The organism is Mesorhizobium liriopis (assembly GCF_024053505.1).
Taxonomy (GTDB): Bacteria; Pseudomonadota; Alphaproteobacteria; order Rhizobiales; family Rhizobiaceae; genus Mesorhizobium_B; species Mesorhizobium_B liriopis.
Genome location: NZ_JAMXQS010000006.1, coordinates 136780 through 161865, shown reverse-complemented (window position 1 = coordinate 161865; position 25086 = coordinate 136780). Strand labels below are relative to the sequence as shown.

Genomic DNA, 25086 nt, shown 5'->3' with positions numbered 1-25086 from the left:
CTCGTCCACAAGCATTTCGCGACCATGCGCAAAGGAGGTTGACGAAACTCTTCCAACCTAGCTCGGTTAAATGAACAAAACAAGAACATCGCAGAATGTGATCAAACGAAAGCGGCGGCCCGATTGCTCGGGCCGCCGCGAAAACTGGCTTGGAGGTTACGCGAGGCGCTTTTTAGGCGGCTGCGGAAACATTGCCTTCCTCGGCCGAAACCGAGGCGATGGTCTTCAGAACCTGGGAAGCGATCTGGTACGGGTCGCCCTGCGAGTTCGGACGGCGATCCTCGAGATAGCCCTTGTAGCCGTTGTTGACGAAGGAGTGCGGCACGCGGATCGAAGCACCCCGGTCGGCAACGCCGTAGGAGAACTTGTTCCACGGAGCGGTCTCATGCTTGCCGGTGAGGCGCATGTGATTGTCCGGACCGTAAACGTCGATGTGCTCCTGCAGGTTCTTTTCGAACGCACCCATGAGCGCTTCGAAATAGGCCTTGCCGCCGACTTCGCGCATATAGGCGGTCGAAAAGTTGCAATGCATGCCCGAACCGTTCCAGTCGGTATCGCCGAGCGGCTTGCAGTGGAATTCGATGTCGATCTGATACTTCTCGGTCAAGCGGAGGAGCAGGTAACGCGCGATCCACATCTGGTCGGCAGCACGCTTCGAGCCCTTGCCGAAAATCTGGAATTCCCACTGACCCTTGGCCACCTCGGCATTGATGCCCTCATGGTTGATGCCGGCCGCGAGGCAGAGGTCGAGATGCTCTTCGACGATCTGGCGCGCGATGTCGCCGACATTCTTGTAGCCGACGCCGGTGTAGTAAGGGCCCTGCGGCGCCGGGTAACCGCTCTCGGGGAAGCCGAGGGGACGGCCGTTCTTGTAGAAGAAGTATTCCTGCTCGAATCCGAACCAAGCGCCTTCATCATCGAGGATGGTTGCGCGGCTGTTGGACACGTGTGGGGTGACGCCGTCGGGCATCATCACTTCGCACATGACAAGCGCGCCATTCGTGCGGGCCGGATCGGGATAAATGGCGACGGGCTTGAGAACGCAATCCGAAGAGCGGCCTTCCGCCTGCTCGGTGGACGAACCATCGAAGCCCCAGAGCGGCAGCTGCTCCAGCGTCGGAAACTCAGCGAATTCCTTGATCTGCGTTTTGCCGCGCAGGCCCGCCACAGGCTTGCAGCCATCCAGCCAGATATATTCGAGTTTGTATTTCGTCATGATGACCTTCTTTTTTCGCCTCTCTCCATGCCCCGGGCGCGGCAGCCGACGCGTTTCCCTTTGGCGCGCTCGACGCGAGGGATACTGCAAGCCTCGTGCCAACCGCGAAATTTCGTCCGCGGCACTGGAACATCGGCACCGAGGGCGGCTTTCGCCGGGCCCTAGCGGCTGCTCATCTCTTGGGGCCGACCGCTCATGCTCGCTCAAATGCACATATATTAGGCAATAAGCATTATTATTGGGCAGATCGCTTGCTTATCTTGAGGAACGTACTAAGTTCGATCCCAACGACAAATTTGAGGGAATGAACATGTCTGGCAGGATGCAGGAAGCATCCGCGACGGTTCTGCAATTCCCGCTTCACGCCATCCGCCAAAGGCGGGGACATGCGGCAGGAGATGTGGCCGGCACGCGGAATGTGGAATTGATCCGTCCGATCATCGACACGGACGGTTGGTATCATGAGCAAGCGATGCGCGACGAATTGAATGCGAGGAAATTCTGAGCTGCCGACGGCGGTGAGTTTCCGTGATCGTAAGATAAATAAAAAGGGGCGCGGCTGTTTCAGCCGCGCCCCTTTTTCTTTCGAATAAATCGACATTCGATCAGATCGAATAATACATGTCGAACTCGACCGGATGCGGGGTCATTTCGAAGCGCATGACCTCGGCCATCTTCAGTTCGATGAAGGCGTCGATCTGATCGTCGTCGAACACGCCGCCAGCCTTCAGGAAGCCGCGATCCTTGTCGAGGTTCTGCAGCGCCTCGCGCAGTGAGCCGGACACGGTCGGAATACGCTTCAATTCGCGCGGTGGCAGGTCATAGAGATCCTTGTCCATCGGCTGGCCGGGGTGGATCTTGTTCTTGATGCCGTCGAGACCGGCCATCAGCAGTGCAGCGAAGCCGAGATAGGGGTTCGCGCCCGGATCGGGGAAGCGAACTTCGACGCGCTTCGACTTCGGCGACGAGCCGAACGGAATGCGGCAGGATGCCGAGCGGTTGCGCGCGGAATAGGCGAGCAGAACCGGCGCCTCGTAGCCCGGGACCAGGCGCTTGTACGAGTTCGTCAGCGGATTGGTGAAGGCATTCACCGCCTTGGCATGCTTGATCACGCCGCCGATGAAGAAGAGGCAGCTCTCCGAAAGGCCGGCATATTCATTGCCCGCGAAGGTCGGCTTGCCGTCTTTCCAGATCGACATATGCACGTGCATGCCTGAGCCGTTGTCGCCGAACACTGGCTTGGGCATGAAGGTCGCGGTCTTGCCATAGGCGTTCGCGACCTGATGCACGACATATTTGTAGATCTGCATCTTGTCGGCGTTGCGCACGAGGCTGTCGAACTTCAGGCCGAGCTCATGCTGGGCCGCCGCCACCTCGTGGTGGTGCTTCTCGACGGTCACGCCCATTTCAGACAGAACCGTCAGCATCTCGGAGCGCATGTCCTGCGCGCTGTCGATCGGCGGAACGGGGAAGTAGCCGCCCTTCACGCGCGGACGGTGGCCGAGATTGCCCGTCTCATAGTCTGTGTCGTCGTTGGACGGCAGTTCCGAAGAGTCGAGCTTGAAGCCGGTATTGTAAGGATCGGCCTTGTACTTCACGTCATCGAAGATGAAGAATTCTGCTTCCGGGCCGACAAAGATCTGGTCGCCGATGCCTTCCGATTTCACATAGGCCTCGGCCTTCTTCGCCGTGCCGCGCGGATCGCGATTGTAGGCTTCGCCGGTGACCGGATCGAGGATGTCGCAAACCACGACCATGGTCGACTGCGCGAAGAACGTGTCCATGTGGACGGTGTCCGTGTCGGGCATCAGCACCATGTCGGACTCGTTGATGGCCTTCCAGCCCGCAATCGAGGAGCCGTCGAACATCACGCCATCGGCGAACATTTCCTCGTCCACCACGCCCACATCCATGGTGACGTGCTGCAGCTTTCCCTTGGGGTCGGTGAAGCGCAGGTCAACGAACTTCACGTCGTTGTCCTTGATCTGCTTCATGATGTCTGAGGCAGTCGTCATGTATCGGTCTTTCCCTGTTTTCGTTTGTGGTCTTTTTAATCGGCTCGAACGCTCAGATGGCGTCGATGCCGGTTTCGCCCGTTCGGATTCGCACGACTTCCTCAACCGTGGAGACGAAGATCTTGCCGTCGCCGATGCGGCCGGTGTGAGCGGCGCGACGGATGGCCTCGACGGCTGCTTCCACTGCATCGTCGCCCAGCACCAGCTCGATCTTCACCTTGGGCAGAAAATCCACGACATATTCCGCGCCCCGATAGAGCTCGGTGTGACCCTTCTGTCGGCCGAAGCCTTTCGCCTCGGTAACGGTGATGCCCTGAAGTCCGGCTTCCTGAAGCGCTTCCTTCACCTCATCGAGCTTGAACGGCTTGATGATCGCTTCGATCTTTTTCATGAGTTTGAACGCTTCCTCGCTGCAAGGCAGGGCAAGAGCCCAGCCGCCGTTATGAATGCAGGATGCATGCCAAGGCAACAGCAATCTGGATCGCGTAGGACTGCCGCGCGTCTCGTAATGCTGCGCCCGGCCATGACTATCTGACAGCCTGACAAGACGAATTCATGCTTAATTCGGATGCAATTCGCCTAATCCGTGAGCACGATTGGCGTAGGAACGTTGCTCATCCATTGTCGTTCTAGAGGCCGGACATAGAGGAGGCGCGCGTGACTGAATTCAAGAAAGGCGACAAAGTCGCCTGGAATACCTCGCAGGGAGAGACAGAGGGCAAAGTCGTCAAAAAGCAGACGAGTGACACGAAGATCAAAGGTCACAAAGTATCCGCGTCCAAGGACGATCCACAGATCATCGTCGAAAGCGCGAAGAGCGGCGCGAAGGCCGCGCACAAGCCGGACAGCCTGCACAAGAAGTGACCAGCCGCGCGGCAACTCACCTTAGCGGCAGCCTAGTCGAAAACCGGCCGGAACTCTGGCTCGACCATTTTCCATGGCCGGGCGGTGATACCCACAAATACGCACGCGGCCATCTCGCGGTTTTCTCAGGCCCCGCCTCGATGACTGGCGCCGCACGACTTTCGGCCAGAGGCGGGGCGCGGATCGGGGCAGGGGCGGTGACGGTTTTGTCGCCACCGAATGCGCTGCTGGTGAATGCCATTCACCTGACCGCGATCATGGTGCGCTCGCTGGCTGACGCTAATGCTCTGGACGCATTTCAGGAAAAAGCGCGCTGCCGCGCCTATGTCCTTGGGCCCGGCTTTGGAAATCTCGAGAAGGCGAACGCGTTCGCGATCACTGTGCTCGCGTTTAAGCAAGCGTCGTCACTCGTTCTCGACGCCGATGGCATCACCGCGTTCCGAGACAAGCCTGAAATCCTGTTCGAAGCCATCAAGAGCAGCGCCTCCCACGTGGTGACGACCCCACACGAAGGCGAGTTCAGCCGCTTATTCCCCGATCTCGGGGAAGACGAGGGACTCACCCGCGTGGATAGGGCGAGAGAGGCCGCAAGACGATCAGGCGCCGTGGTCATCCTGAAAGGCGAGGAAACAATCATCGCCGATCCCGATGGCCGCGCAGCCATCAACCGCAACGCGACGCCTTTTCTGGCCACCGCGGGTTCGGGCGATGTGCTGGCCGGATTTTGCGGCGGCCTGCTTGCGCAAGGCATGCCGCCATTTGAGGCGGCATCCGCGGCCGTCTGGCTCCATGCGGAAACGGCATCCCGGTTCGGACCGGGGCTGATCGCCGAGGATCTGCCGGACGCGCTGCCGGCAGTGCTCACAGAACTCGGACCGAAAGCGCTGAAGCCCAAGCGGCGCTGAATTCGCTTCTACTCCGCAGCCTGCGGCAGGCTTGGCCGACGCTCCATTACTTCCTTGAGGAAGCGGCCAGTATAGGACCGCTTTTGCTTGATGATGTCTGACGGTCGCCCTTCGGCGACGAGCTCACCGCCGCCATCGCCCCCTTCCGGCCCAAGATCAAGGATCCAGTCCGCCGTCTTGATGACTTCGAGATTGTGCTCGATCACGATCACGGTGTTGCCCTGTTCGACAAGCTCATGCAGCAGTTCGAGGAGCTTCGCGACGTCGTGGAAGTGCAGGCCGGTGGTCGGCTCGTCCAGGATATAAAGCGTCTTGCCGGTGCTCTTGCGCGACAGTTCCTTGGCGAGCTTGATGCGCTGAGCCTCACCGCCGGACAGCGTGTTGGCCTGCTGGCCGATGCGGATATAGCCGAGGCCGACCTTGTTGAGCGTCAGCAGCTTGTCGCGGACGGCCGGCACGGCCGAGAAGAAGTCGCAGCCTTCCTCCACGGTCATATCGAGCACATCGGCGATCGACTTGCTCTTGAACGTGACATCCAGCGTTTCGCGGTTGTAGCGCTTGCCGTGGCAGACATCGCAGGTGACATAGACATCGGGCAGGAAGTGCATCTCGATCTTGATGACGCCATCGCCCTGGCATGCCTCGCAACGGCCGCCCTTTACGTTGAACGAGAAGCGGCCCGGCTGGTAACCGCGCGCCTTGGCTTCCGGCAGGCCGGCGAACCAGTCTCGGATCGGCGTGAAGGCGCCCGTATAGGTGGCGGGGTTCGAACGCGGCGTGCGTCCGATGGGCGACTGGTCGATGTCGATCACCTTGTCGAGGAATTCGAGGCCTTCGATGCTGTCATGCTCGGCCGGGTGCTCGCGCGATCCCATGATCTTGCGCGACGCGGCCTTGAACAGCGTCTCGATGAGGAATGTAGACTTGCCGCCGCCTGAAACGCCCGTCACCGCCGTAAAAGTGCCGAGCGGAATTTCAGCCGTGACGTTCTTGAGGTTGTTGCCCCGCGCGCCGACGACCTTCAGCATCTTCCCCTTCTTGCCGACGCGAGGATGATCCGGCACCGGCACACCTATCGAGCCAGACAGATATTGGCCGGTCAGCGACTTTGGGCTCGCAAGAATGTCGGATGGCGTGCCCTGCGCGATGATCTCTCCACCGTGGATGCCCGCAGCAGGACCGATATCGACCACGTGATCCGCCTGCAGGATGGCATCCTCGTCATGCTCGACAACAATAACCGTGTTGCCGAGATCGCGCAGGTGCTTGAGCGTTTCGAGCAGCCGCGCATTGTCGCGCTGATGCAGGCCGATAGACGGCTCATCCAGCACATAAAGCACGCCGGTCAGCCCCGAGCCGATCTGTGATGCCAGGCGAATGCGCTGGCTCTCGCCGCCCGACAGCGTGCCGGAATTGCGCGAAAGCGTCAGATAGTCGAGGCCGACATCGTTGAGGAAGCGCAGGCGTTCGCGGATCTCCTTGAGAATGCGGACCGCAATCTCATTGTCCTTTTCGCTCAACTGCCCGGGCAGAGTATCGAACCAGGCATCCGCTGCCTTGATCGAGAGCTGAGTGGCCTCGCCGATATGCCGCCCGGCAACCTTCACCGCCAAAGCTTCCGGCTTCAGGCGATAGCCTTTGCACGCCGGGCAGGGCGTGGCGGACATGAAGCGCTCGATCTCTTCGCGCATCCAGGCAGACTCGGTCTCTTTCCACCGACGCTCGAGATTCGGGATCACGCCCTCGAAGGTCTTGTTGGTTTTGTAGGAACGCAGCCCGTCATTGTACTGGAATGCGACCTGCTTCGAGCCGGTGCCATAAAGGATCGCCTTCTTCGCCTCGGCGGACAGGTCGCGATACCGGTCGGAAAGCTTGAAATCATAGATCGCGCCGAGACCCTCCAGCGTCTGATTGTAGTAGGGCGAGGTCGAGCGCGCCCACGGTGCGATAGCGCCGTTGCGCAACGTCAGACCTTCATCGGGCACGATCATCGTCGGATCGATGGCCTGCTGGCTGCCGAGGCCATCGCAAGTCGGGCAGGCGCCGAACGGGTTGTTGAACGAGAACAGGCGCGGCTCGATCTCGGAGATCGTGAAGCCGGAAACCGGGCAGGCGAACTTCTCCGAGAACAGCATCCGCTCATGCGTCTCGTTTTTCGACTTGTTCGCGGAATCCTTGGCCGTGGCGCCCTCGGGCAGCGGCTTGTCGGCGAACTCCGCAATGGCCAAGCCTTCAGCGAGCTTCAGCGACGTTTCCAGGCTGTCAGCTAGGCGCGAGCTCATATCGGCGCGCACCACGACGCGGTCCACGACCACGTCGATATCGTGCTTGTACTTCTTGTCGAGTGTCGGTGCTTCGCCGATTTCGTAGAATTCGCCGTCGATCTTGACGCGCTGGAAGCCCTTCTTCTGAAGCTCGGCCAGCTCCTTCTTGTATTCGCCCTTACGGCCCCGCGCGATGGGCGCCATGATGAAAAGGCGCGTGCCTTCGTCGAGCGCGAGCACGCGGTCCACCATCTGGCTCACCGTCTGGCTCTCGATAGGCAGGCCGGTGGCCGGCGAATAGGGGATGCCGACGCGCGCCCAGAGCAAGCGCATATAATCGTAGATCTCCGTGACGGTGCCGACCGTTGAACGGGGGTTCTTCGAAGTCGTCTTCTGCTCGATGGAGATCGCGGGTGACAGGCCGTCGATCTGATCGACATCCGGCTTCTGCATCATTTCGAGGAACTGGCGCGCATAGGCCGACAAGCTCTCGACGTAACGGCGCTGGCCTTCCGCATAGATCGTGTCGAAGGCGAGCGATGACTTACCGGAGCCCGACAGGCCGGTCATCACGATCAGCGAATCCCGGGGCAGATCGAGGTCGATATTCTTGAGATTGTGCTCGCGCGCGCCGCGGATCGAAATGGTTCGGTGGTCGGCCATGATATCTCGGGAGTGTGGGTGGCGCGGTCGAACGGCTAACGGGCGCGGCGCCTAGATCGTTGCAGTGATTAACATCGGCTTAAGTGAGAACGCAACGGAAACAAATCCAGCGGCAATTTGGTGCTGTCGCGTCCTGACATTCACGAATCCGCGAGCATGATTCCGTTTTCGTTGACAGGCTGCGTGATCGGGCGCACGTTTCATCCTGTTCCAGCCTTCTTGCACCCGCGTCGATCAGCGACCGCCTGCGAGGCGCCGCAGGCACCGGGAAGGTGGCTGAACATTGTGAGCAACGAACCGGAGGGAGGCCATGACTCCACCGCAGCGTTCAAAAGGCTCCACCTGACGATTGGAGCCACGGCCGATACGAGCTGGCTCATCCCGGCGCGCGAAGCCGAAACCCAACCCACCGAAGAGACTATAGTCGGACCGCGCGGTTTCGCGTTGCGTCACGAACAAAGGCCGGCATCCTGAACTGCCAATGGCGTTGCCATGCAAGCCCTCCGCTGCTTCCGAGCTCGGAGGGCTTTCTCTTGTGGAGACCGACCACATTGCTTAGAACAAACAAGGAACATATCCTGTGGAGAACGGGGAATGTTCGATGATGATGCAAGCAAATGGCGCGAGCGCGGGCTAGGGTAGCGCCGCCTTCGGGCCGGTTTAGGATAATGCGTGGAGAAGCGTGATGGCGGGAAGCGTCAACAAAGTCATATTGGTCGGCAATCTCGGAGCGGACCCTGAGGTCCGGCGCCTGGGTTCCGGCGACCCTGTCGTCAACCTGCGAATTGCGACCTCGGAAACCTGGCGCGACAAGAACTCGGGCGAGCGCAAGGAAAAGACCGAGTGGCACAGCGTCGTGATCTTCAACGACAACCTCGCCAAGGTCGCCGAGCAGTACCTGAAGAAGGGCATGAAGGTGTACCTCGAAGGCGCGCTTCAGACCCGCAAGTGGCAGGACAAGGACGGTCAGGACCGGTATTCGACCGAGGTCGTGCTGCAGAAGTTCCGCGGCGAACTCCAGATGCTCGACGCGCGCGGCCAGGGCGGTGGCGATGTCGGCGACTACGGCGGCGGTGGTGGCAGCTTCGGCGGAGGCGGAGGTCGCAGCGGCGGCGGTCGTGGCGACTTCGGCAGTTCTGGCCCGAGCGATGACTGGGGCGGCAGCGGTGGTGGCCGTGGTGGGCGCGGCGGTGGTGGCGGCTCGCGCGATCTCGACGACGACATTCCGTTCTGATCTGACTTTACGCGCAAAAGTAAAAGGCACGGCTCACGCCGTGCCTTTTTCATTCACGCTGCAGCGCAGATAGAGAAGGCTTGCTCATCCCGCTCTTATGAGCGCGCGAACCCCATCCGCCACGAACTGCACCGCAAGCGCCGCGAGGATCACGCCGAGCAAGCGCGTGAGGATCGAGCGGCCCGTTTGGCCAAGGAAACGGTCCACGCGCTCGGCGAGGATCAGCACTGCATATGTGATCAGGATAGAGAGCGCGATGATTATCGTCAGCGCAATGCTGCCGCCGGCACCCGGCATCGAGCCGGACAACAGGACGATGGCGGAAATCGCGCCGGGACCGGCGATCAACGGAATGGCGAGCGGGAAGGCGGCGACGTGGTGGATCATGTCGCGCGTAATCGCGACATCCGCGCTCTTTTCCTTTCGGTCCTGCCGGCGCTCGAAGATCATTTCGAAGGCGATGAAGAACAGCAGCAATCCGCCCGCGACACGGAAAGCGGGCAGGGTAATGCCGAACACTTTCAGGATCGCAGCCCCGGCGATGGCGAAAAGCGCCAGCACGCCGAACGCGATCAGGCTCGCCCGCAACGAAACCTGCGCGCGCTGCGACCGCGACATACCGGGCGTCAGCGCCAAAAACAGTGGCGCGAGGCCCGGCGGGTCGATGGTCACCAGCACTGTGACGAAAGCGTTGAACAAGGCTTCGAACTCAGGCAATCGCTGTCCCCTCGGCTTGCGCGCCAATTCGGGTGGAAACGTCGGACGGCATGGCAGCCCGCTTACGCGGCGTTGGTATTTAGCCCTGTCATTTCCTATATGTAACAGGTCCGATTCTTTTTCGATTGCGTGACTGTTTTGAGCGATCCGACCCCGCCATTGGGCCCGACCGATATCGAGCCCATTTCCATTATCGACGAGATGCAGCGTTCCTATCTCGATTACGCCATGAGCGTGATCGTGAGCCGCGCGCTGCCCGATGTGCGCGATGGCCTGAAGCCCGTGCATCGGCGCATCCTCTATGCGGCGCATGAGAGCGGGTATCACTGGAACCGCAAATATGTGAAGTCGGCCCGTCCTGTCGCCGACGTGATGGGTAAGTATCACCCGCATGGCGACGCCTCGATTTATGACGCCTTGGTGCGCATGGCGCAGGACTGGTCTTTGCGTGTGCCGCTGATCGACGGCCAGGGCAATTTCGGCTCGATCGACGGCGATCCGCCGGCGGCCATGCGCTATACCGAGTCGCGCCTGACCAAGGTCGCGCATGAGCTTCTGGAAGACATCGACAAGGAAACGGTCGAGTTTCAGGACACCTACGACGCGTCGGGCAGCGAGCCGCGCGTTCTGCCGGCCCGTTTTCCGAACCTGCTCGTCAACGGCTCCGGCGGCATCGCCGTGGGCATGGCAACGAACATTCCGCCGCATAATCTGAGCGAGGTCGTCAACGGCTGCGTCGCGCTGATCGACAATCCGGCCATCGACCTGTCCGAACTGATGGAAATCATTCCGGGCCCGGACTTCCCGACCGGTGCCTTGGTGCTGGGCCGTTCCGGCATCGTCAGTGCGTATTCGACGGGCCGCGGTTCGATCATCATGCGCGGCCGCACCTCGATCGAGCAGCTGCGCGGCGACCGCGAAGCCATCATCATCACTGAAGTGCCGTTCCAGGTGAACAAGGCCACGATGATCGAGAAGATGGCCGATCTGGTGCGCGAAAAGCGCATCGAGGGCATCTCGGACATTCGCGACGAATCCGACCGCCAGGGCTACCGCGTGGTGATCGAGCTGAAGCGCGACGCCAATGCGGACGTGATCCTCAACCAGCTCTACCGCTATACGCCTTTGCAAACCTCGTTCGGCGCGAACATGGTGGCTCTGAACGGCGGTCGTCCGGAGGTCCTGAACCTCCACGACATGCTGAAGGCTTTCGTCACGTTCCGTGAGGACGTCGTCAGCCTGCGCACCAAATACCTGCTGCGCAAGGCGCGTGAGCGCGCGCATGTGTTGGTCGGTCTGGCGATTGCGGTCGCCAACATCGACGAGGTCATCAAGGCTATTCGCGAAGCGCCCGATCCGCAGACGGCGCGTGATCGCCTGATGACGCGTCGTTGGCCGGCGGAGGATGTCGAGTCTCTCATCCGCCTCATCGACGATCCGCGTCATCGCATCAACGATGACGGCACCTACAACCTCTCCGAAGAGCAGGCGCGCGCCATTCTTGAACTGCGCCTCCAGCGCCTTACCGCGCTCGGCCGTGATGAGATCGGCGATGAGCTCGAAAAGATCGGCGCGGAGATTCGAGACTATCTCGACATCCTGTCATCGCGCGCTCGCATCCAGCAGATCGTCAAGGATGAGCTGATCGCAGTTCGCGACGAATTTGGCACGCCGCGCCGCACTGAACTCGCGGAAGGCGGGCCCGATGTCGAGGATGAAGACCTGATCCAGCGCGAGGACATGGTCGTCACAGTCACGCACGAGGGTTACATCAAGCGCGTGCCGCTCTCGATCTACCGCGCGCAGCATCGTGGCGGCAAAGGCCGCTCGGGCATGTCGACCAAGGACGAGGATTTCGTGACGCGGCTCTTCGTGGCCAGCACGCACGCGCCGATCCTATTCTTCACCTCGTCGGGCAAGGTCTACAAGGAAAAGGTCTGGCGCCTGCCGCTCGGCACGCCGCAATCCAAGGGCAAGTTCCTGCGCAATCTTCTGCCCTTCGAGCAGAACGAGCGGATCACCACGATCATGCCGCTGCCGGAAAACGAGGATAGCTGGGCGGAGCTTGATGTGCTTTTCGCCACCACGCGGGGCACGGTTCGTCGCAACAAGCTTTCGGATTTCACGCAGATCAACCGTAACGGCAAGATTGCGATGAAGCTGGAGGAAGAGGGCGACGAAATTCTCGGCGTCGAGACCTGCACAGAGGCGCATGATGTGCTGCTGACCGCAGCCTCGGGCCAGTGCATTCGCTTCTCCGTGTCAGACGTCCGTGTCTTCGCAGGCCGCAATTCGATCGGTGTACGCGGTATCGCACTGGCTAAAAATGACCGTGCGATCTCAATGACCATTCTCACGCATGTCGATGCGAGTCCGGCAGAGCGCGCGGCCTATCTGAAACAGGCAGCTGCCGAACGTAAGGCCGCGGAGCCAAGCGAGTCGGAGGATGCAGAGGATGCTGTCACGCTGACAAACGAAGATGTGGCGGAAGAAACCGACCTCTCGCCGGCCCGCTACGAGGAACTTAAGGCACGCGAGCAGTTCGTGCTGACCGTGACCGAGTACGGTTACGGCAAGCGCTCGTCATCCTATGACTTCCGCCTCACAGGACGTGGCGGCAAGGGTATCCGTGCGACCGACGTGTCGAAGACGGACGAAATCGGCTGTCTCGTCGCGGCATTTCCAGTGGAACCGGGCGATCAACTGATGATGGTGTCGAATGGGGGGCAGGTGATCCGGGTGCCTGTCACTGGCATACGCTTTGCGAGCCGTGCGACGAAGGGCGTCACCGTGTTCCGCACAGCGGGTGGCGAAAAAGTCGTTTCGGTCGAGCGTATTCCGGAGACCGAGGAAGAAGCCGACGACTAAACCTCAAATCGGAGCCCGCGTCGTAGAGGGCGCGGGCGGTTTGGGCTCAGTAACGGCGACCGAACGGATTGACGCGGTTGCGACGTGCTTCGATCCGCACCTTCTGCGCTTCCTGATGAAGGCCGAAAGCAGTGGCGATAAGCATGGCGATCGTCATGGCGGCGGCGAGCAGGTAGATCAACATGGGTCCAGTTTCCGCGTCTCGTCTTGTGAGCTAGCAACGAATGCTTCATTCATTTGGTTGCATCGGCTCACGATCGCCAGTCGATCACAACTATGTTGATCATCGCTGAATCATCCGTGATCCGACACACGTTGCATCGAAAATTTCTGCGGTTTGCGTTTCAGCCGGCCACTCGCTAGAAGCCCGTCCCAATGACCTCCCGCACGGCTCTCTACTCCGGCTCGTTCGATCCGATCACCAACGGCCATCTCGACGTGCTGGAAGGCGCCTTGGGATTGTCCGACCGTGTGCTCGTGGCGATCGGCACGCATCCGGGAAAGCAGCCGGTTTTCAGTTTTGACGAGCGCGTCGCGCTGATCCGCAAAGTCGCGCAGGCGCATTTTTCGGAAGCCGCTGGACGGGTGGATGTCATCGCGTTCGGCGGTCTCGTGATCGATGCCGCTCGTGAGCACGGCGCCTCGATCATCCTTCGCGGCGTGCGCGATGGTACGGATCTCGACTACGAGATGCAGATGGCCGGCATGAACACCGCCATGGCTCCAGGCATCCAGACCGTTTTTCTTCCGGCAAAGCCCGCCTCGCGCCCCATCACTGCCACGCTCGTACGCCAGATCGCATCCATGGGCGGAAATGTCCGCCCCTTCGTCCCGCCCCTTGTCGCTTCCGCTCTGGAAGCCAAGTTCGCTCACGGCAAAGAGGATAAAGCCTGATGCTCTTCAAGAAGCTGGTCACCGCGTTCGCGCTGACATGCGCTGTCGCTTTCGGTGCCACGGCGGCCTTGGCGGCCGACCCGGAAAACACCATGATCATCACGCTGAAGGACGGTGATGTGGTCGTCGGCTTGCGGCCCGACCTCGCGCCCAAGCACGTCGCGCAGATCAAGGAACTGGTGCGTGAGGGCGCCTATAACGGCGTCGCGTTCCATCGCGTGATCGACGGCTTCATGGCGCAGACCGGCGATGTGCAGTTCGGGAACATGGATAAGAATTTCTCGGCATCGGATGTCGGCACCGGCGGCTCGGACAAGCCGAACATTCCGGCGGAGTTCTCGCAGACGCCGTTCAAGCGCGGCACGGTCGGCATGGCGCGGGCGCAGGACCCGAACTCGGCGAACTCGCAGTTCTTCATCATGTTCACGCCGGCACCTTCGCTGGACGGCCAGTATACTGTGGTCGGCGAAGTCGAGAAGGGCATCGAGCATATCGACGCGATCAAGAAGGGCGACGAGAGCGCCAACGGCACGGTGAGCGAGCCGGATCGCATGGTCAAGGTCCGCATCGCGGCCGACAAGTAAGTTCATAACAGGAAAGGTTCAGCCTCATGGCCGAGATCAAGGATCCCGAAAACGCATTGATCATGGAAACGACCAAGGGTCGCGTCGTGATCGAGCTCTATCCCGACCTGGCCCCCGGCCACGTCGCTCGCATCAAGGAACTGGCCCGCGAGGGTGCTTATGACGGCGTGGTTTTCCATCGCGTCATCGAGGGCTTCATGGCTCAGACCGGCGACGTGAAGTTCGGCAAGACGGGCTCGGGCTTCTTCAACCCGAACCGCGCCGGCATGGGCGGCTCGGACAAGCCGGACCTCAAGGCGGAATTCTCCAACGCCAATCACGGCCGCGGCACCTGCTCCATGGCGCGCGCACAGAGCCCGAACTCGGCCAACTCGCAATTCTTCATCTGCTTCGATGACGCCGCTTTCCTGAACCGTCAGTACACGGTCTGGGGCCAGGTCATTGAGGGCATGGAGAACGTCGATCAGATCAAGCGCGGCGAGCCCGTGCGTGATCCCGACACCATCGTGTCGCTCAAGGTCGCAGCGGACGCTCAGGCCTGACCGTTATGCCGGTGGCGAATTTCCTCTGGGCAGTGCTCGGCGTCCTCGCGGGCGCCGCCATTGCCGTCCAGGCGCCGATCAATACGGCGCTCGGGCGCGGTCTCGGCCTGCCTTCGGCCGCTGCCGGCTTTTCCTTCTTTTCCGGCGCGGTTCTTCTCGCGCTGGTCTCGCTCGGCTTCATCTGGTGGCAGGGTGAGAGCATCGACCTGCGCGCACCCGCTGGATGGACGTTCTTCGCGGGCGGCGTTCTCGGCGCATTCTACGTGACGGTCGCCATTCTTCTTGTGCCTAAAGTGGGTGCCGCCGCCGTGATGGCTTTCGCCGTCACCGGCCAGCTTCTGGCGGGACTGCTGATCGACCGCATCGGCTTCATGGGCGTGGCCGTGCGCGAGATCTCCCTCGGCCGCATCACCGGCGCCGTTCTGCTTCTCTGCGGCGCGCTTCTCATCCGTTTGACCTGATGCGCGTCGACGCGTTCGATTTCGAGTTGCCGGACGAGCGCATCGCACTCCGGCCCGCTGAGCCCCGCGAAGCTGCACGACTGCTCGTCGTGAAGCCGGGCGATGGGCTTGCGGATCGCCATGTCGGCGATCTGCCTGACCTGCTCGAGCCCGGCGATCTGCTTGTCTTCAACGACACCAAGGTCATTCCCGCCCAGCTTGAAGGTCTGCGCCATCGCGGCGAAGCCAGCGCGCGCGTCGAGGCGACGCTGCACATGCGCGTGTCGGATGACTGCTGGAAAGCCTTCCTGCGCCCGGCCAAGCGAGTGGCCGAAGGCGACACCATTACTTTCGGTGATGGTGACACGCTCACCGCGACAGTCGCTGCCAAAGGTGATGCAGGCGAGGCGACGCTCCGCTTCTCGGTGTCCGGACCCGCGCTCGACCGGGCTATCGCCGAAGTCGGCCATGTGCCACTCCCGCCCTATATCGCGAGCAGGCGTCCGGACGACGCGCAGGACCGGCACGACTACCAGACCGTTTATGCGCGCGAGGAAGGTGCGGTCGCCGCTCCGACCGCCGGCCTGCACTTCACACCTCAGCTCTTCGAAAAGCTGTCCCAGCGCGGCGTCGAGCATTGCTTCCTCACGCTCCACGTGGGCGCGGGGACCTTCTTGCCCGTCAAGGCCGACGATACCGATGACCACCACATGCATGCAGAGCGTGGCCATATCTCAGCCGAGGTCGCCGCCCGCATCATGAGGGCGAAGCGCGAAGGCAGAAGGGTCGTCGCAATCGGCACCACCTCGCTTCGCCTGCTGGAAAGTGCGGCTCAGCCTGACGGCACGATCGAGGCCTGGGAAGGTGCAACAGAGATTTTCATCACGCCCGGTTACCGCTTCCGCGTGCCGGACATGCTGATGACCAACTTCCATCTGCCGCGCTCGACGCTGTTCATGCTCGCCTCCGCCTTCTCCGGGCTGGAAACGATGCGCGCGGCTTACGCGCACGCGATCGAAACCGGCTACCGCTTCTACTCCTACGGCGACGCCAGTCTTCTTTTCCGGCAAGACAGCCAATGACCGACCAGTTCACTTTCAAGCTGCTCGCGACCGACGGCGGCGCGCGGCGCGGCAAGATTTCCATGCCGCGCGGCAATGTCCGCACCCCCGCCTTCATGCCGGTGGGCACTGGCGGCACGGTAAAAGCCATGTATCTCGATCAGGTCCGAGACCTCGGCTCGGACATCATTCTCGGCAACACTTACCACCTGATGCTGCGCCCCGGCGCCGAGCGGGTCGCCCGGCTCGGCGGGCTGCACGACTTCGCGCGATGGCCGCACCCGATCCTGACCGACTCCGGCGGATTTCAGGTCATGTCACTCTCGGGGCTGCGCAAGCTGGACGAGCGCGGCGTCGTCTTCCGCTCCCATATCGACGGCGCCAAGCACGAGATGAGCCCGGAGCGTTCCATCGAAATTCAGGGCCTGCTCGACTCCGATATCCAGATGCAGCTCGACGAATGCATCGCGCTGCCGGCCGAGCCTGCCGAGGTTCAGCGCGCGATGGAGCTGTCGCTGCGTTGGGCCGAGCGCTGCAAGACTGCATTTGGCGACCAGCCCGGCAAGGCGATGTTCGGCATCGTCCAAGGCGGCGACGTGCCCGAACTGCGGGTGAAGTCGGCTCAGGCGCTGAACAGCATGGACCTGAAAGGCTATGCCGTTGGCGGCCTCGCCGTCGGCGAGCCGCAGGCGGTGATGCTCGATATGCTGTCGATCACCTGTCCCGAACTGCCGGAGAACAAGCCGCGCTATCTCATGGGCGTCGGCACCCCGGACGACATCCTGAAAAGTGTCGCGCGCGGCATCGACATGTTCGACTGCGTGATGCCGACCCGCGCCGGCCGCCACGGCCTCGCCTATACGCGGTTTGGCAAGATCAACCTCAAGAACGCGCGCCACGCGGATGATCCGCGCCCGCTGGACGAGGAAAGCACTTGCCCTGCCGCGCGTGACTACTCACGCGCCTACCTCCACCATCTGGTCCGCTCGAACGAAGCGCTCGGCGCGATGCTGCTGACCTGGAACAACCTTGCCTACTACCAGAGCCTGATGGCCGAAATCCGCGACGGCATCGCGTCGGGCAAATTCGTGGATATGGCGGCTCGGATCAGTGAAGGTTGGGCGCGGGGCGATATCCCGCCACGCTGATCGGATGACACGTCACGCCCCGATGGTGTTCGCGGCCTTCAGGCTGACGCCGATGATGCGGAACATGCCGTCGGGCTGGCGCTGAAGCTGGTAGAGCGCCTCATATTCCTTGCCGTCGGGCCCGGTCACCATCACACGCTGGGCAATCGTGCCGTTCGCCGCTTCTTCCACCGCGCCGAAAGAGTATTGTTGCGGATTGCGGATCGGCGGATAGCCGTTCGTCACCATGCTCATGAAAAGGTCGGGCGTGCGGAAGATATTCTGGATGGTCGGCGCGGCGTAGCTGTATGCACGCACCCCGTCGCCGGCACGGAAGGCGTCCATCTGCATTTCGATCGTATTCTGCGCGGCCTTCACCTCGGCATCGCCCGCCTGAGCGAGTGCTGTGGAAGCAAGTGAAAAGCCGATCGCCGCAAGAAGGCTGCGCATCGCATTCTCCTCTATGTCACCCTGGCGCCGTTTCTACGTGAAGCGTCCGAAAGGGATACGTGCATCCCGCTCGTTGAGTTTCAATTGGCCGATTGAGCCGGCGCAGCAAAAACTCACGCGGGGAAGCTCGCGAGGCGCTTAAACATGCTTGCTTTTTTCGCATTTGCGAAATGGAATAAGCGCCAATGGGAGACATGGCTTGACGGCATTCGATGAGATGCTTCCGCAGGTAGACGGCTTGCGGAAGCCCTATACCGGTTACGATCGTTGGCTGCAGACTCAGCAGGCCCAGCGCCTTCAGGACAAGATGCGTGACGCTGAGCGCGTCTTCCGTAAGACCGGCATCACATTCGCCGTTTATGGCGAGGAGGACGCCGCAGAACGACTGATCCCCTTCGACATCGTACCGCGCATCATATCAGGCGCCGAATGGCGGCGGCTGACGCTCGGCATCGAGCAGCGCGTGCAGGCGATCAACGCCTTTCTGGACGACATCTATCACCGGCAGGAAATCCTGCGGGCAGGGCGCATTCCGAAGGATCTGATCGCGCGCAACGCGGCGTTTTTGCCGGAAATGATCGGCGTTCGCCCGCCGGCCGGTGTCTATACCCACATCATCGGCATCGACGTCGTGCGCACGAGCGAAGACGAGTTCTTCGTGCTCGAGGACAACGCCCGCACGCCCTCTGGCGTGTCCTATATGCTCGAGAATCGCGAAACCATGATGCAGCTCTTTCCCGAGCTGTTTCAGAAGGTGAAGGTGCGACCAGTCGAGAACTACCCGCAGCTCCTGCGCCAGTCTCTTTCCGCGACCCGTCCGGAAGGCTCGTCGTCCCAGCCGACGATCGCCGTGCTGACCCCCGGCTCCTACAACTCGGCCTATTTCGAGCACGCGTTTCTCGCCGACCAGATGGGCGTGCAATTGGTCGAGGGGCAGGATCTGCGGGTGGTGGACGGCCATGTCGCGATGCGCACGACCGAGGGATACAAGCAGATCGACATTCTTTATCGCCGGGTCGACGACGCCTATCTCGACCCGCTGACCTTCAAACCCGACTCGGCCCTCGGTGTCGCCGGCATCATGGATGTCTATCGCGCGGGCAACGTCACCATTGCCAATGCACCGGGAACCGGTATCGCTGACGACAAAGCGATCTATTCATACATGCCCGAGATCGTGGAGTTCTACACCGGGCGAAAGGCGCTGTTGAAGAATGTGCCGACCTGGCGCTGTTCGGAAGCGGACAGCCTGAAATACGTTCTCGAACATCTGGGCGAACTGGTGGTCAAGGAAGTGCACGGCTCGGGCGGCTACGGCATGCTGGTAGGGCCGACTTCCACGAAAGTGGAGCAGGACGCCTTCGCTGCGAAACTCAAATCGAACCCATCGAACTACATCGCTCAGCCGACACTCTCGCTCTCGACATGCCCGATCTACACGGATGCGGGTCTCGCGCCACGCCATGTCGATTTACGGCCTTTCGTTCTCGTTTCCGACCGTATCCAGATCGTGCCCGGCGGACTGACACGCGTGGCGCTGAAGGAAGGGTCCCTGGTGGTCAATTCCAGTCAGGGCGGCGGCACGAAGGATACGTGGGTGCTGGATGACTGAACGCATGCGTCACGCCTGCCAAAGCCGCAATCGCCTCTCATTTCGCAAGGCCGCCTGATTCATGCTCCTTGGTCGCACCGCCAACGGCCTTTACTGGATGAACCGCTACATTGAGCGCGCCGAGAACATGGCGCGTCTGGTCGATGCCGGCTTGCGCATGGCGCTGACACGCTCGCAGTCATCGGCGGAGGAGTGGGCTTCGGTCATCGTCAGCGCCGGCGCGGAAAACGCCTATCGCGAGAAATACGACCAGTTCGAGGTCGGACCGGTGACCGACTTTCTGCTGCGCGACCCGGCCAATCCCTCGAGCGTGCTGTCCTCAATCGAAAACGCCCGCCAGAACGGCCGGGCTGTGCGCACCGCCCTTACGCGCGAAACATGGGAAAGCATCAACGAAGCCTGGATGTCGCTCAAGCGCATGCTTGCCGACCCCATTGACGAGCGTGACCTGCCAAGCGTCCTCGATGCCATCAAGCGCGAGACGGCGCTGATCCGCGGCTCCTTCCACGGCACCATGCTGCGCAACGAGATTTTCGACTTCTGCCAGCTCGGCACATTCGTGGAGCGCGCCGACAACACGGCGCGCATCCTCGATGTGAAGTACTATGTTCTGCTGCCTTCGATCTCGTGGGTCGGTTCGACGCTCGACACCTCACAGTGGGAATCGATCCTCCGCTCGGTTGCGGCGCATCGTTCCTATCGCTGGCTCTACGAGGGCGACTACAAGCCGCGACAGATCGCGGACTATCTGATTCTCAATGGGCGGATGCCGCGCTCCCTGGCCTTCTGCTACCGCTACCTCACTGAGAGCCTACGCTTTCTCAGCCAGGATTACGGCGTCCGCCATGCGTGCCACGCGACTGCCGAGACGACCTACGCGAAGCTTTCGAACAGCACGATCAAGGATATTTTCGACGCGGGGCTGCATGAGTTCTTGTCGGACTTCATCCGCGACAACAATCAGCTGAGCGACCAGCTCGCCAGCGATTTCCAGTTTTATTGAGGAGATCCGGCTTGCGGCTCAAGATCACGCACCGGACAGAGTATCGCTATGACGCGCCTGTTGCTTACGCGCTTCAGCGCCTGCGCCTCATGCCGCCAAACGGCTCGACGCAAAAGGTCGGACCCTGGACACTCGCTATCACCGGAGGGCGGGAGCAACTGCGCTTCGGCGACCAGTTCGGCAACGACACCCGTCTCATCAGCGTCGAAGGCGAGCCGCAACTGATCGCCATTGAAGCGAGCGGCACTGTCGAAACGACGGATACCGCCGGTGTCAGTGGTCCCCATCGCGGATTTGCGCCGCTCTGGTTGTTCCAGTCGGACACGCAACTGACGGAGGCCGGTGAGGGGGTGAGTTCGATCGCTGCATCGGTCGTATCCAAGGGTGACGACATTTCGCGATTGCATCACCTGATGGGGTCCATACGCGAGCGTGTCGCGTACAATGCCGGCGTGACGGACGCGGAAACGAAAGCCGAGGAGGCCATCGAGCGGGGCGAGGGCGTGTGTCAGGACCACACTCACATCTTCATCGCCGCCGCCCGGCGGCTCGGATTTCCGGCGCGCTACGTCAGCGGCTACCTGAAGATGGCTGACACGGAGCAGGCGGCCTCCCATGCATGGGCCGAGGCCCATGTCGCGCAACTCGGTTGGGTCGCATTCGATGTCGCCAACGGCATCTCGCCGGACGAAGCCTATGTGCGCGTCGCGATCGGACGCGATTACCGCGATGCGATGCCGGTTTCGGGCATCAGGGTCGGAAGTGGTGAGGAACAGCTTGCAGTGCGGATCACGGTGGAGCAGTAATCCCGCGCGACGAAGGCGCGGAGCGAATGACCTACTGCATCGGATTGAAGATCAATAACGGCTTGGTGTTCATGTCGGACACCCGCACCAATGCCGGCATCGACAATATTTCGACCTTTCGCAAGATGCATGTCTGGGAGAAGCCCGGCGAGCGCGTGATCGTCATCATGTCGGCCGGCAATCTCGCAACGACGCAGGCGGTCGTGAGTCTGCTGGACGAGCGCGTGAAGGCAGCGAAGGACCGCGTGCAAACGCTTCTCGAAACGCCGTCGATGTATCAAACAGCACTTCTGGTCGGAAACACGCTGCGCGAGGTCATCGCCCGGTCAGCGCGCGGGGGGCACAAAGCCGAGGCGTTTCAGGCTTCGCTGATCGTCGGTGGCCAGATCGAAGGCTCCGAGCCGCGTCTTTTCATGATCTATCCCGAAGGCAATTTCATCGAGAGCACGGAAGACACGCCATTCTTCCAGATCGGCGAGACGAAATACGGCAAGCCGATCATCATCCGGGCATATGACCCCGATATGAGCTTCGCCGAAACAGCAAAGCTCCTGATGGTGTCGTTCGACTCCACGCTGAAATCGAACCTATCCGTCGGGCTCCCGCTCGACATGACCTTCTACGAACGCGACAGCTTAAAGGTCGGTCTGCGAAAGCGGATCGGCGCTGACGATCCTTATTATCGCAAAATTTCGGATGGATGGTCCAACGCGCTCAAGGTCGCGTTCAAGAGCCTTCCTGATTTCGGATATGAGTCCGAGGCAAAGAAAAACCCGCAGCGGTGAAGCTGCGGGTTTGACGGGAAGTTTGATCGCTCAGTAGGGCGACACGCACTGGCGACGCGGACCGCTGTTCGGCTGGAACGTGTTGTCCGATGCGCGATAGGAACGGTAGCGGTTGTAGCACCACTCGACATGCGAGTTGCCGGCGCTGGCCCGGTTACGGTTGGCGTCCACGATGGCGCCGGTTGCCAATGCGCCCGCGAGGAACGCGGCTGCCGGGAACCAGTAGCCATTGTGGTAACGGTAGCCGGCACGGCGATCGCGATAGCCCCTGTATCCGCGGTAATAGCCGTCGCGGCGACGCTCATAACGGTCCGCCCTGCGGTCGAAACGCCGTTCGGCGCGGCGCATCTCACGATAGCGACGGGCATCGCGGCGGTCCCACTGCACCTCCTGAACCAGACCTGCGTCACCAGCGACAACCGTTGGCGTCGGTGTGCTCGCGCGCGGCGCAGCCTGCGACGGCATCACTCCGGTCAAAGCGGTGGCAAATGCGAGCCCCACGGCGAAGAGGCTCGATGAAAGCTTTCTCATGACGTTTCCTTCGATAGCGTTTTGGACGTCCCTTGTGTTTGCGCAACGAAAGATTCAGTGGTTTGTTCCAGCGTGCTAGCTCGCTTGAGCTAATTTGCAGAACCAGCTGAAATGCGACGCTTCTGCCGTTGACCCTTTGGGTTCGACTCAATATGGTCCGCCGCAATTCGGACGGCGGTTCACCGGCTGTCGCGAGCGCGTAGCTCAGCTGGTAGAGCAACGGACTTTTAATCTGTAGGTCCTGGGTTCGAGTCCCAGCGCGCTCACCAAGCCTTCGCCCTGTCAGCATCATGTTTTCGAGGGCGCTTTTCGTTCATGGCCATTGATGTCGGTCTTGCCAGCGCAGTGGTTGCCGGCGCCTTTTCGTTTCTGTCGCCCTGCGTCCTGCCGCTGGTGCCGCCTTACCTCTGCTATATGGCGGGCGTCTCCATCGACGACTTCCGCACGGGCGAGAAGTCCCATGCGCAACGCGCTTTGCTCAGTGTGGCCTTCGCTTTCGTCCTCGGCTTCTCGACGGTTTTCGTCGCGCTCGGCGCAGGCGCCTCGACCATCGGCCGTCTTCTTCGCGTCTGGCAGGAACCTTTGGCGATCGGCGCGGGCATCGTCATCATTCTGATGGGGCTGAATTTTCTCGGCGTCCTGCGCATTCCGCTCCTTTCTCGTGAAGCGCGATTTCAGTCGCCGGGCAAGCCCGCGAGCGTTGCGGGCGCCTATCTCATGGGACTGGCCTTTGCCTTCGGCTGGACGCCCTGCATCGGCCCGGTGCTCGGTCCGATTCTGACACTGGCGGGCGGTCGAGAGACGGTCAGCGAAGGCGCGCTCCTGCTCGCCGCCTATTCGCTTGGTCTCGGAATCCCGTTCCTTATCGCGGCCTTCTTTTCAGAAGCTTTCATGCGCTTTCTCGGACACTTCCGGATGCATCTCGGTCAAGTGGAGAAGGCCATCGGCGCGCTTCTGGTTCTCGCCGGCATCTTCTTCATGACGGGCGGCGTCGCCACCGCTTCCTACTGGCTACTCGAAACCTTCCCGGCGCTCGGGCGCCTCGGCTAGGCGCGTGCGCGCGCCGATGCTATGAGCCGGCACCGATGTCGGAGATAGTGATGACGGATACGACGCTCGCAGTGATTCTCGCAGCGGGAGAGGGAACGCGCATGAAAAGCGCGCTGCCCAAGGTTCTGCACCCGATCGCCGGTCTCCCGATGCTCGGCCATGTGGCAAAAGCTGTAGAGGCCGCGGGCGCATCCGATATTGCGCTAGTCGTCGGTCACGGTGTCGAGAAAGTTCGCGATGCTGCAAGTAAGTTTCTTGGCACGCACAAGACCTTCGTGCAAGCTGAGCGCAAGGGCACGGCTCACGCTGCTCTCGCCGCGCGTGACGCGCTAAGCAGTGCGCCGTCCGTCGTGCTGGTGACATTTGGGGACACGCCTCTCATCACGGCGGACGTGCTCGGCCGCGCGCGCGATGCCGTTCTCGGTGGTGCAGCCGTAGCGGTGCTGGGTTTTCGTACAATGAACCCACAGGGCTATGGCCGCCTGATCGAGCGTGACGGTGACCTCCTCGCGATCCGCGAAGACAAGGACTGTTCGCCTGATGAAAAGCTGATCCAGCTTTGCAATGGCGGGGCTATGGCCATCAGCGGCCGGCTGGTCCTGGAACTGCTGGACAAGATCGGCAACCAGAACGCCAAAGGCGAATACTACCTCACCGACATCGTGGAGCTCGCGAACGAGGCAGGCCATCGTGCAGCGGTCGTCGAATGTGCCTATGAGGACGTGCTCGGCATCAACAATCGCGCCGAACTTGCCGAAGCGGAGCAGATCTGGCAGCAGCGCAAGCGGCGCGCGATGATGCTCGACGGTGTCACACTTATCGCGCCGGAAACCGTATTCTTCTCCTACGACACGGTCATCGGGCAAGACACGGTGGTGGAACCGAATGTCTGGTTCGGGCCCGGCGTCTCGGTCGCCCGCCATGCCGTGATCCACGCATTCTCACATCTTGAAGGCGCGACCGTCGATGAAGCCTGCGAGGTCGGCCCTTATGCGCGCCTGCGCCCCGGCGCTGAACTCAGGCGCAAGGCCAAGGTCGGAAATTTCTGCGAGGTCAAGAAGGCAGTGGTCGAGGCGGGCGCCAAGGTCAACCATCTGACCTATATCGGCGATGCGCGCGTGGGCGCCGGCTCGAATATCGGCGCCGGCACGATCACCTGCAATTACGATGGCTATTCCAAGTTTTTCACCGATATCGGAGAGAACGTCTTCATCGGTTCGAACTCCGCACTGGTGGCACCGATCAAGATCGGCGACGGCGCCTATGTCGCTTCGGGCAGTGTCGTCACGGATGAGGTTCCGGCAGATGCACTGGCCTTCGGTCGGGCACGTCAGGTGACGAAAGCGGGACGCGGCAGAGAGCTTCGCGAGCAACGTGCGGCCGCGAAAGCGAAGAAGGTCTAAGCCTTATTGTTGCTGTCATACGCCGCAATGAAATTTGACTTCCCGCCGCGCC

General features: G+C 61.4%; 25 protein-coding genes and 1 tRNA gene. 18 read left to right on the top strand and 8 right to left on the bottom strand.

Features of this window, described 5'->3' with window-relative positions; genetic code table 11:
* Positions 1-172: 172 nt before the first annotated feature.
* Positions 173-1216, bottom strand: coding sequence for a glutamine synthetase beta-grasp domain-containing protein (locus NGM99_RS12935; RefSeq protein WP_252819539.1), 1044 nt, complete (start codon positions 1214-1216; stop codon positions 173-175).
* A gap of 238 nt (positions 1217-1454) precedes the next feature.
* Here NGM99_RS12935 and NGM99_RS12930 point away from each other — a divergent pair, with 238 nt between their 5' ends.
* Complete coding sequence (locus NGM99_RS12930) at positions 1455-1721, top strand: DUF2735 domain-containing protein (protein ID WP_252819537.1); 267 nt, start codon at positions 1455-1457, stop codon at positions 1719-1721.
* A gap of 100 nt (positions 1722-1821) precedes the next feature.
* Here NGM99_RS12930 and glnA read toward each other — a convergent pair whose 3' ends face one another.
* Both glnA and NGM99_RS12920 read right to left on the bottom strand, forming a co-directional pair.
* Positions 1822-3231 (bottom strand): type I glutamate--ammonia ligase, encoded by a 1410-nt coding sequence (gene glnA / locus NGM99_RS12925; RefSeq protein WP_252819536.1) that lies wholly within the window; start codon positions 3229-3231, stop codon positions 1822-1824.
* A gap of 52 nt (positions 3232-3283) precedes the next feature.
* The gene (locus NGM99_RS12920) at positions 3284-3622 is read right to left on the bottom strand and encodes a P-II family nitrogen regulator (RefSeq protein ID WP_252819534.1); all 339 of its coding nucleotides are present in this window, start codon (positions 3620-3622) and stop codon (positions 3284-3286) included.
* Positions 3623-3888: 266 nt separating this feature from the next.
* Between NGM99_RS12920 and NGM99_RS12915 the strand changes: the two genes are divergently transcribed.
* Positions 3889-4095, top strand: a complete 207-nt coding sequence (locus tag NGM99_RS12915) for a hypervirulence associated TUDOR domain-containing protein (protein ID WP_252819533.1) — start codon at positions 3889-3891, stop codon at positions 4093-4095.
* Positions 4092-5000, top strand: coding sequence for an NAD(P)H-hydrate dehydratase (locus NGM99_RS12910; protein WP_353937416.1), 909 nt, complete (start codon positions 4092-4094; stop codon positions 4998-5000). Before NGM99_RS12915 ends, NGM99_RS12910 begins: the two co-directional genes overlap by 4 nt.
* 8 nt (positions 5001-5008) lie before the next feature.
* Here NGM99_RS12910 and uvrA read toward each other — a convergent pair whose 3' ends face one another.
* Entirely contained in the window at positions 5009-7927 is a 2919-nt protein-coding gene (gene uvrA, locus NGM99_RS12905; RefSeq protein ID WP_252819531.1) for an excinuclease ABC subunit UvrA, read from the bottom strand.
* Positions 7928-8612: 685 nt separating this feature from the next.
* Here uvrA and ssb point away from each other — a divergent pair.
* Positions 8613-9161 (top strand): single-stranded DNA-binding protein, encoded by a 549-nt coding sequence (gene ssb, locus NGM99_RS12900; RefSeq protein WP_289852470.1) that lies wholly within the window; start codon positions 8613-8615, stop codon positions 9159-9161.
* Between the two features lie 84 nt (positions 9162-9245).
* Here the strand turns inward: ssb and NGM99_RS12895 are convergent, their stop codons facing one another.
* Entirely contained in the window at positions 9246-9878 is a 633-nt protein-coding gene (locus tag NGM99_RS12895) for a MarC family protein (RefSeq protein WP_252819528.1), read from the bottom strand.
* A gap of 138 nt (positions 9879-10016) precedes the next feature.
* Between NGM99_RS12895 and gyrA the strand changes: the two genes are divergently transcribed.
* Positions 10017-12746: a DNA gyrase subunit A gene (gene gyrA, locus NGM99_RS12890; RefSeq protein WP_252819527.1), complete on the top strand. Its 2730-nt coding sequence runs from the start codon at positions 10017-10019 to the stop codon at positions 12744-12746.
* 46 nt (positions 12747-12792) lie between these two features.
* Here the strand turns inward: gyrA and NGM99_RS12885 are convergent, their stop codons facing one another.
* Positions 12793-12930, bottom strand: coding sequence for a hypothetical protein (locus NGM99_RS12885; protein WP_252819525.1), 138 nt, complete (start codon positions 12928-12930; stop codon positions 12793-12795).
* 191 nt (positions 12931-13121) lie between these two features.
* Between NGM99_RS12885 and coaD the strand changes: the two genes are divergently transcribed.
* From coaD to tgt, 6 genes are read left to right on the top strand one after another with little or no spacing between them, the layout of a single operon-like run.
* On the top strand, positions 13122-13640 hold the full coding sequence (gene coaD / locus NGM99_RS12880; protein ID WP_252819524.1) for a pantetheine-phosphate adenylyltransferase: 519 nt from the start codon (positions 13122-13124) through the stop codon (positions 13638-13640).
* Positions 13640-14224 (top strand): peptidylprolyl isomerase, encoded by a 585-nt coding sequence (locus NGM99_RS12875; RefSeq protein ID WP_252819522.1) that lies wholly within the window; start codon positions 13640-13642, stop codon positions 14222-14224. Before coaD ends, NGM99_RS12875 begins: the two co-directional genes overlap by 1 nt.
* Positions 14225-14250: 26 nt before the next feature.
* Positions 14251-14766 (top strand): peptidylprolyl isomerase, encoded by a 516-nt coding sequence (locus tag NGM99_RS12870; RefSeq protein ID WP_252819520.1) that lies wholly within the window; start codon positions 14251-14253, stop codon positions 14764-14766.
* A 5-nt stretch (positions 14767-14771) separates the two neighbouring features.
* Positions 14772-15227 (top strand): DMT family transporter, encoded by a 456-nt coding sequence (locus NGM99_RS12865; RefSeq protein ID WP_289852469.1) that lies wholly within the window; start codon positions 14772-14774, stop codon positions 15225-15227.
* Complete coding sequence (queA, locus tag NGM99_RS12860; protein WP_252819518.1) at positions 15227-16288, top strand: tRNA preQ1(34) S-adenosylmethionine ribosyltransferase-isomerase QueA; 1062 nt, start codon at positions 15227-15229, stop codon at positions 16286-16288. Before NGM99_RS12865 ends, queA begins: the two co-directional genes overlap by 1 nt.
* On the top strand, positions 16285-17415 hold the full coding sequence (gene tgt, locus NGM99_RS12855; protein WP_252819516.1) for a tRNA guanosine(34) transglycosylase Tgt: 1131 nt from the start codon (positions 16285-16287) through the stop codon (positions 17413-17415). The genes queA and tgt overlap by 4 nt, the downstream gene beginning before the upstream one ends.
* Before the next feature lie 12 nt (positions 17416-17427).
* Here the strand turns inward: tgt and NGM99_RS12850 are convergent, their stop codons facing one another.
* A complete protein-coding gene (locus NGM99_RS12850) occupies positions 17428-17844 on the bottom strand; it encodes a DUF4864 domain-containing protein (RefSeq protein ID WP_252819514.1) in 417 nt (138 codons plus the stop codon).
* 199 nt (positions 17845-18043) lie between these two features.
* Here NGM99_RS12850 and NGM99_RS12845 point away from each other — a divergent pair, with 199 nt between their 5' ends.
* The 4 genes from NGM99_RS12845 (at position 18044) to NGM99_RS12830 (ending at position 22050) form a co-directional block, all read left to right on the top strand.
* The gene (locus NGM99_RS12845; RefSeq protein ID WP_252819512.1) at positions 18044-19456 is read left to right on the top strand and encodes a circularly permuted type 2 ATP-grasp protein; all 1413 of its coding nucleotides are present in this window, start codon (positions 18044-18046) and stop codon (positions 19454-19456) included.
* Positions 19457-19517: 61 nt separating this feature from the next.
* Positions 19518-20459 carry an alpha-E domain-containing protein gene (locus NGM99_RS12840; RefSeq protein ID WP_252819510.1) on the top strand — a complete coding sequence of 314 codons (942 nt, stop codon included), beginning with the start codon at positions 19518-19520 and terminating at the stop codon, positions 20457-20459.
* Positions 20460-20470: 11 nt separating this feature from the next.
* Positions 20471-21265 (top strand): transglutaminase family protein, encoded by a 795-nt coding sequence (locus tag NGM99_RS12835; RefSeq protein ID WP_252819508.1) that lies wholly within the window; start codon positions 20471-20473, stop codon positions 21263-21265.
* Positions 21266-21291: 26 nt separating this feature from the next.
* A complete protein-coding gene (locus tag NGM99_RS12830; RefSeq protein WP_252819506.1) occupies positions 21292-22050 on the top strand; it encodes a proteasome-type protease in 759 nt (252 codons plus the stop codon).
* 30 nt (positions 22051-22080) lie between these two features.
* On the opposite strand, the gene NGM99_RS12825 is transcribed toward NGM99_RS12830, so the two are convergent.
* On the bottom strand, positions 22081-22581 hold the full coding sequence (locus tag NGM99_RS12825; RefSeq protein ID WP_252819504.1) for a BA14K family protein: 501 nt from the start codon (positions 22579-22581) through the stop codon (positions 22081-22083).
* Positions 22582-22774: 193 nt separating this feature from the next.
* Between NGM99_RS12825 and NGM99_RS12820 the strand changes: the two genes are divergently transcribed.
* From NGM99_RS12820 to glmU, 3 genes are all read left to right on the top strand, one after another.
* Positions 22775-22850, top strand: a tRNA-Lys gene (locus NGM99_RS12820).
* 46 nt (positions 22851-22896) lie between these two features.
* Entirely contained in the window at positions 22897-23631 is a 735-nt protein-coding gene (locus NGM99_RS12815; protein ID WP_252819502.1) for a cytochrome c biogenesis CcdA family protein, read from the top strand.
* Positions 23632-23678: 47 nt separating this feature from the next.
* Complete coding sequence (gene glmU, locus NGM99_RS12810) at positions 23679-25034, top strand: bifunctional UDP-N-acetylglucosamine diphosphorylase/glucosamine-1-phosphate N-acetyltransferase GlmU (RefSeq protein ID WP_252820047.1); 1356 nt, start codon at positions 23679-23681, stop codon at positions 25032-25034.
* Positions 25035-25086 lie beyond the last annotated feature (52 nt).

Excerpts from the sequence above, each read along its gene's own strand:
- NGM99_RS12840 (WP_252819510.1), top strand. The coding sequence starts at position 19,518 with ATGCTCCTTGGTCGCACCGCCAACGGCCTTTACTGGATGAACCGCTAC.
- NGM99_RS12815 (WP_252819502.1), top strand. The coding sequence starts at position 22,897 with ATGGCCATTGATGTCGGTCTTGCCAGCGCAGTGGTTGCCGGCGCCTTT.
- coaD (WP_252819524.1), top strand. The coding sequence starts at position 13,122 with ATGACCTCCCGCACGGCTCTCTACTCCGGCTCGTTCGATCCGATCACC.
- NGM99_RS12850 (WP_252819514.1), bottom strand. The coding sequence starts at position 17,844 with ATGCGCAGCCTTCTTGCGGCGATCGGCTTTTCACTTGCTTCCACAGCA.
- NGM99_RS12875 (WP_252819522.1), top strand. The coding sequence starts at position 13,640 with ATGCTCTTCAAGAAGCTGGTCACCGCGTTCGCGCTGACATGCGCTGTC.
- NGM99_RS12830 (WP_252819506.1), top strand. The coding sequence starts at position 21,292 with ATGACCTACTGCATCGGATTGAAGATCAATAACGGCTTGGTGTTCATG.
- uvrA (WP_252819531.1), bottom strand. The coding sequence starts at position 7,927 with ATGGCCGACCACCGAACCATTTCGATCCGCGGCGCGCGCGAGCACAAT.
- tgt (WP_252819516.1), top strand. The coding sequence starts at position 16,285 with ATGACCGACCAGTTCACTTTCAAGCTGCTCGCGACCGACGGCGGCGCG.
- queA (WP_252819518.1), top strand. The coding sequence starts at position 15,227 with ATGCGCGTCGACGCGTTCGATTTCGAGTTGCCGGACGAGCGCATCGCA.
- NGM99_RS12825 (WP_252819504.1), bottom strand. The coding sequence starts at position 22,581 with ATGAGAAAGCTTTCATCGAGCCTCTTCGCCGTGGGGCTCGCATTTGCC.
- NGM99_RS12865 (WP_289852469.1), top strand. The coding sequence starts at position 14,772 with ATGCCGGTGGCGAATTTCCTCTGGGCAGTGCTCGGCGTCCTCGCGGGC.
- NGM99_RS12920 (WP_252819534.1), bottom strand. The coding sequence starts at position 3,622 with ATGAAAAAGATCGAAGCGATCATCAAGCCGTTCAAGCTCGATGAGGTG.
- glnA (WP_252819536.1), bottom strand. The coding sequence starts at position 3,231 with ATGACGACTGCCTCAGACATCATGAAGCAGATCAAGGACAACGACGTG.
- ssb (WP_289852470.1), top strand. The coding sequence starts at position 8,613 with ATGGCGGGAAGCGTCAACAAAGTCATATTGGTCGGCAATCTCGGAGCG.
- NGM99_RS12935 (WP_252819539.1), bottom strand. The coding sequence starts at position 1,216 with ATGACGAAATACAAACTCGAATATATCTGGCTGGATGGCTGCAAGCCT.
- NGM99_RS12885 (WP_252819525.1), bottom strand. The coding sequence starts at position 12,930 with ATGTTGATCTACCTGCTCGCCGCCGCCATGACGATCGCCATGCTTATC.
- NGM99_RS12870 (WP_252819520.1), top strand. The coding sequence starts at position 14,251 with ATGGCCGAGATCAAGGATCCCGAAAACGCATTGATCATGGAAACGACC.